This is a genomic window from Candidatus Binataceae bacterium (assembly GCA_036495685.1).
Lineage (GTDB): Bacteria > Desulfobacterota > Binatia > Binatales > Binataceae > JAFAHS01.
Genome location: DASXMJ010000159.1, coordinates 1 through 4,365, shown reverse-complemented (window position 1 = coordinate 4,365; position 4,365 = coordinate 1). Strand labels below are relative to the sequence as shown.

Sequence of the window (4,365 nt, the reverse complement as noted above, 5' to 3'; positions counted from 1 at the left end):
AGCAGCGACATGAGGGAGGCCGATGCGTCGCAGGAGATCCTGAAACCGCGCATCGGATCGGAGTGGATCGAAGGCTGGCCGCAGCAGGATCGACGCTTTGAATCGCGCTTCGTAGGCCTTGTTTAGCGAGATTATCGCCCGGTCCCGATCGCCAAGTCCGACATAAATCAATGCGATATCGGCGTCGGCAGAAGGGTTTTGATCATGTCGGGCCTCTAAGTCATCTATAATTTTGAGTGCTTCTTCTTTTCGACCTGACATGGCGTAAGCGTAGCCAAGATAAGAGTCAAATGCCCCGCTATGTCCGGAAAGATCGATCGCTCTCTGAAATTGTACAATTGCCTCGTCGTGCATCTGCTTTTGCTCGAGCGCTTGGCCCAGCTCATAATGACCGACGGCAAAATTCGGGTCCATCTCCAGGGTTTTTTTACTTTTTTCCACTGCCTCATCATAAAGGCGAGCGACACACAATGCGTCGGCCATGTCGGCGCTGATGATTAAGGAAAGAGGATCTAAGCTTTCGGCTTTTGTCAACTCGCGGATGCTCTCTTCATTCCGTCCCATCATTATTAGATGCCATGAATACCATTGACGAGCCGTTGCATAACCGGGATCCAGCTTGATTGCCCGCTTGTATTCGGTCTCGGCGGTCTCCCAATCCCAGCCATAAAGGTCCAAAGCGAAAGCGAGAGAGGCGTGGGCCTCCGCAAGGTTATCGTCCAAAGCCAACGCTTTTGTCGCCGCTGCCTTGGCTTTGGAAAAGGCATTCTCCGGAGAAAGGACCCCATACTTCCAATCGCCCGATAATGCGTATGCGTCAGCTAACCCAGAATATGCCGCCGCGTAGGTTGGATCCCATTCGATTGCATGGTTGAAATACTCAATCGCTTTCTTCAGACCATCGCCGGTTCGCTTGTTCATGAAATACCGGCCTTTGAGATAAGCTTCATAAGCCACCGGGTTCACCGGCTTCGAGTTCTGCAGCGCCGCCTGTTCCTGTTCAGTCACTGTGGCTCGGATCTGCTCGGCGATAGCGCGAGCGACGCGGCTTTGGAGCACCAGCGTGTCCCGCAGATCCCCTTCAAAGCTTTGGGCCCATATGTGCCGTTCAACAGGCACCCGGATTAGCTGGGCGGTAATCCGGACGCGGTCTCCAAACCGCAACACGGTTCCTTCGACAACTACTTCTACGTTTAGCTCGCGAGCAATGTCGGGCAAGAGCTTGCGAACTCCTTTATAGGTCATTATCGAGGTGCGGGAAATCACGCGTAACGCGCTGATCTGCCCCAGGGCGGAGATCAACTCGTCTGTCATGCCGTCCGCGAAGTAATCTTGCGAAGGATCGCTGGAAAGGCTTTCTAATGGCAGTACCGCTATAGAGCGAATCTTAGGTGAGGCCTGATTCCGGGAGTGGAGAATCCGCGAGAACGAAGCCACGAGCAACCGGGCTAAACCAAAGGCAAAAAACCTCCAACCAACAAGACGGGATGGTTGCCTCGATGACGAGCTGGCGTCAGTGATGCCGGAAACACCAGCCGGGAGACCCGATACCTCTCTGTGCTCGGTCTCGCTGGAAACCGCCGTCGGAAGATTGCTCGACGGAGCGGATCGGGCTGCCTCCGCGGCGGCATCAGGGTCGACCCGTGTTTCGGCATCAGATGCCGCGATGGAAGTGCGGATCTCAGCGACGAACCGGTAGCCCCGGCCGGACACCGTCCGGATGAAATCCCGATCTTCTCCGAGCGCCTTGCGCAGCGCCGAGATCTGGACCACCAGGTTGTTCTCTTCTACCATCGTGTCCGGCCAGACCCGGCTCAGGAACTCGTCTTTGCTGACGAGCGCGCCACGCGCCTCGATCAGGACCATCAATATATCGAAGGCACGGCTGCCAAGCTCCACCGCGACCCCATCGGCGCGGAGCTCGCGGCGGCGCGGCAGCAACCGGAACCGGCCGAACTCGACAGCCCCGAAGGCTTCGTCGGTCAGCCTCATAGCAAGCCTCTTTCGATCTTTTAATAAAATTTCATATTCGGTTAATGAGGTCAAGCACCAGTACGGGCACTGTCCCGTAAACGGAATTCGCGGCCTGCGCTCGCCGTGGTGAAAGAACTCGTCGCTCCGAGACGACGCCGGATCAATATAACGTATCGTCGGCAAGTTTCACTTTAATATGATTTCAGGAGAGATCACCGGCGTGGACAAGGACTTTAATCTTACCGAGCCTCATACCTTCACCGCGTCAACCTGGACGGCGAAGGGATCTCAACTTTGACGAATGCTCTCGAAGCAGTCGGAAGAAGGAGCGGCCCGAAACGACGGTTCGGTCGCTTCCCAGGTGCTCGTAGTCGTCCGGTGCCTCCGCCGGCCGTCGACGATGGTAAGGGAACCGGAGGAGGTCGCGCCACGGCAAATGTCGGGGAACACAGATCGGCCTCGCCAAACTGGTTCGAGGAGATAGCGCTACCCCATCTCGATGCCGCCTACGCACTCGCGCGCCGGATGACGGGTAGCGATACCGATGCCGCCGATGTCGTGCAAGAAGCGTTTCTGCGGGCGTTCCGCTATTTCGACAGCTATCGCGGTGACGATGCCAAGAGCTGGGTGCTGAAGATCGTGCGGCGCACCTGCTACAGCTGGCTCAAGCGGAATCGTCCGGCGGATGTCGTCTCGCTCGAAGCCGAGGAGGAACATGGTGACGCGGTCGCGATGTCCGCGATCGATGCCGAGGGGTTGCTGGAAAACCGGTCCAATTTGCGGGTTCTCGACCGACTGATCCAGGCGCTCCCGGCGCCGCTACGCGAGATGATCGTCCTGCGCGAGCTTCACGAGCTCGGCTACCGCGACATCGCCAAGGTAACCGGAGTACCGATCGGGACGGTCATGTCCCGCCTGCATCGGGCGCGCTCCCTGCTGCTCCGTGCGTACGATCAAACCGGCGGCGCAGCTGCCGCGTCTGCGGCTTTGTTTATGCAAGAGGTTAGCCCGGGGCACGGATCACGGTGTGGCAAAGTCGAGCTCTGGATCAAGGATGTGCCGCACGAGGTGGAAATCACATCAGGCGATCCTGTTTCCGCGCCGGATTGCTGGCGTATCGGGCCGCGGGAATAAACGCGCCCCGCTCCGATCTCCCCTCCTGCCGGCCCTACGTGGCCATGAGAATGAGGTATTCGAATGCTACGGGCCGATGGCGATCCCGAACTGCGCGTTTTTGACCCGGCGATCCGGATCCTGCACTGGCTGACCCTGTTCCTCGTCGCCACGATCTTCGTACTCGCCTTCTCGATCGATTTCGCATCGTCCAGGGAGGAGGCCGTTGCACTGATCCAGCTGCACCGCTCGTTTGGCATGACCGTGTGGGTGGTGACGCTCGGTCGGCTCATATGGCGCCAATTCGTGCGGTTCCCGAACTGGCCCGCCGACATGCCGCAGGCGATGCGGCTGGTAGCGCAGTGGAGCGAATACGCGCTCTATGCCCTCCTGTTGACCCAGCCGATCCTCGGTCTGCTGTGGAGCAACGCTTACGGCGACCGGGTGAACCTGTTTTTTCTAGGTCAGCTGCCGGCACTGATCGGCCGCGACCGGCCGCTCGCGAGGCAGCTGGGCGAGGCGCATGCGACGGTCGGATTTCTTCTCCTCGGCCTGATCGCGCTCCATGCCGCGGCGGCGCTCTACCACCATTTCTGGCGCCGCGACGGCACGCTCGAGGCTATGCTGCCGAAACAAATGAGGCGCCGGGTCGCGCGGGATTGCCGGCATGAAAGCCGAAGTTTCAGGCAGCCCTAATCCTCGCTCCGACACTCTGCTCGCAATGGCAGCTCGCGAGCGCTTCTGAAGGTGTGGATGGTGAGCGGCGCGGAGCGACCCCGAATTTCGACCTCCTGCGGCGTTGCGTGCTGGAACCTCGCACCGGCGCGGGCGAGAAGATCATCCGATACGACGAGTTCGCAATGGTAGACCTTGCAAAGCGCCTCCAGACGGCTTGCAGTATTCACGGTGTCGCCCACTGCGGTAAGCGATCTCCATCGTCCATCGCCCATATCACCGACGATCGCCGGACCGAAATGAACGCCAACCCCCATTGCAAGAGGCGCATGGAGATCGGGCGCGAGCGCCTCGTTCAACGCCACCAGCTGTGTCGACATATGACGCGCCGCCGCCAAGGCTTGTCGGCATGCATCCGGACCGTCGTTCTCCAGACCAAACAACGCCATGACGCCATCGCCGGTGAACTTGTCGACACGCCCTCCGGCCGCTTCTATCGCTTCGCCCATAACCCGGCAATAGCGGTTCAGCAGAAAGACGACATCGTAGGGAAGCTTGGTCTCGGTGATGCGCGTGAAATCGCGGATGTCGGCAAAGAGAACC

Annotated in this window: 4 protein-coding genes; 2 read left to right on the top strand and 2 right to left on the bottom strand. The window is 59.2% G+C overall.

Annotated features, from left to right (window positions below; genetic code table 11):
• A partial coding sequence (locus tag VGI36_14990; GenBank protein ID HEY2486453.1) for a winged helix-turn-helix domain-containing protein occupies positions 1 to 1,992 on the bottom strand: 1,992 nt, incomplete at its 3' end.
• A 360-nt stretch (positions 1,993 to 2,352) separates the two neighbouring features.
• Between VGI36_14990 and VGI36_14985 the strand changes: the two genes are divergently transcribed.
• Together VGI36_14985 and VGI36_14980 are read left to right on the top strand one after the other, a co-directional pair.
• Positions 2,353 to 3,108, top strand: coding sequence for a sigma-70 family RNA polymerase sigma factor (locus tag VGI36_14985; protein HEY2486452.1), 756 nt, complete (start codon positions 2,353 to 2,355; stop codon positions 3,106 to 3,108).
• A gap of 63 nt (positions 3,109 to 3,171) precedes the next feature.
• A complete protein-coding gene (locus tag VGI36_14980; GenBank protein ID HEY2486451.1) occupies positions 3,172 to 3,783 on the top strand; it encodes a cytochrome b/b6 domain-containing protein in 612 nt (203 codons plus the stop codon).
• On the opposite strand, the gene VGI36_14975 is transcribed toward VGI36_14980, so the two are convergent.
• The coding region (locus VGI36_14975) for an adenylate/guanylate cyclase domain-containing protein (GenBank protein ID HEY2486450.1) at positions 3,780 to 4,365 on the bottom strand (586 nt) is incomplete at its 5' end. The genes VGI36_14980 and VGI36_14975 overlap by 4 nt on opposite strands.